Below are 1,123 nucleotides of genomic sequence, written 5' to 3' on the forward strand. Positions count from 1 at the left end.
GATATTGTTGCAAAAGTCATTGTAACCGACGAATGCCCCTTCGGCCATTGGGCAAAGTGGACCGGCTTTGATCCGCCGACCCTGACGCTCTCTACGCAACTCCTACGCTACGCGATGCAGAGAGCATGAGCGGGCGGAGGTCGTGCAACGAGCGACGCGAGGCGCCTCAGATTTTGCGCGATGGCAGCAAGAACAAACTCATCCTGTGCGCCTCGTGGTCCACGCAGTCGAAGCCGACCGAGCCTGAGAATGCGCTTCAGGTGTGCAAACCGCATCTCAATCTTCTTCCGCTCACGTCGCGACGTCTCGAAGCCCTCGGTGCCAACAAACGAGCGGGCAACGTCCCGGGCGTGCTCATGGATGTCGCGCGGGATCTTGCGCGATGGCTCCTTTGGGCAGCATTGCGGTTTGAGAGGGCATACCTCGCAGTCGAGCTTACTCGCGCGATACAGAAGCGTCTTGCCCTCGTGCACGGTACCGCTCGTTCCGAGCTGCTTTCCACTGGGGCAGTGGTAGACGTCGCTGGTCGGATCATATCGAAAGTCGCTGCGCGAGAAGGTGCCATCATCCCGCTTCGACTTGTCGAATACGGGGATATGTGGCGCGATGCCCTTATCCTCGACCAACCAGTTCAGCATCGGAGCCGCCCCGTAGGCGGTATCGCCGATAAGCCGCTCTGGCTTGAGACCAAAGCGCTCCTCCGTCCGCTCAATCATGGTCTTTGCTGCGCCGACCTCCGCCTGGCGAATGGCACGGGTAGCTTCGACATCGAGGATGACGCCGAACTTCACGTCGATGAGATAGTTGTCGGAGTAAGCGAAGAATGCCGCTCCCTTGTGAGCGCCGGTCCATTGGGCCGCAGGGTCGGAGGGCGAAACGAACTTCGGGATAACGTCGCTGGCGGCACCCCACGCGGTATCGTCGAGGGTCGCCAGATACTCCTTCACCGCGCGGCTTGACCTCGCCGGATCACGGTCCCTGCGCCAATCCTGACCTGCGATCGAGCGCTGCTTGTTGGCGTCAGCCGCAATCAGGCTCGCATCGACTGCAAAGCCTTCGCCACCAACCAGACCGACCGCAATGCACGCCTCGACGACACGTTCAAACACGCGACGTAAAACAT

General features: G+C 60.6%; 1 protein-coding gene. It reads right to left on the bottom strand.

Annotation, left to right across the window (positions count from 1 at the left end):
• Positions 1 to 107: 107 nt before the first annotated feature.
• The coding region (locus H1B27_RS39615; protein ID WP_197969773.1) for a transposase at positions 108 to 1,123 on the bottom strand (1,016 nt) is incomplete at its 5' end.

The sequence above is a fragment of the Bradyrhizobium diversitatis genome, assembly GCF_016031635.1.
Lineage (GTDB): Bacteria > Pseudomonadota > Alphaproteobacteria > Rhizobiales > Xanthobacteraceae > Bradyrhizobium > Bradyrhizobium diversitatis.